The sequence below is a fragment of the Collinsella sp. BA40 genome (assembly GCF_008014645.1).
Lineage (GTDB): Bacteria > Actinomycetota > Coriobacteriia > Coriobacteriales > Coriobacteriaceae > Collinsella.
In genome coordinates this window covers 1-247 of record NZ_VOWY01000004.1, presented here as the reverse complement: position 1 = coordinate 247, position 247 = coordinate 1, and the positions used below count along the sequence as shown (strand labels likewise).

The following is a 247-nucleotide window of genomic DNA, read 5'->3' as shown; positions in this document are numbered from 1 at the left end:
GCTAGCTGTTGTGTGCCGATAGGTTGTTTACGCCGTAGACTCGCGACATGGGCGGCAGGCCCCCGCACGCGCTGTGCGGACGCGACCAATTATAGTGCTCGATGAAGGCCGGGAGGGCGTCCGCCCTCTCGGCCTCGCTCTCCCACGCCCTCCCGTACTGCCACTCCTGGGCGATGGTGCGGTTCATCCGCTCGACCTTGCCGTTCTGCCAGGGGCTGAACGGCCTCGTGTAGACGTGCCGGACGCC

Annotated in this window: 1 protein-coding gene; it reads right to left on the bottom strand. The window is 66.8% G+C overall.

All coding sequences use genetic code 11. The features are described 5' to 3' along the window. Nucleotide 1 precedes the first annotated feature (1 nt). Nucleotides 2-247, bottom strand: a 246-nt coding sequence (locus E4J93_RS02205; RefSeq protein WP_147587857.1) for an integrase core domain-containing protein, incomplete at its 5' end; no start/stop codon positions are given.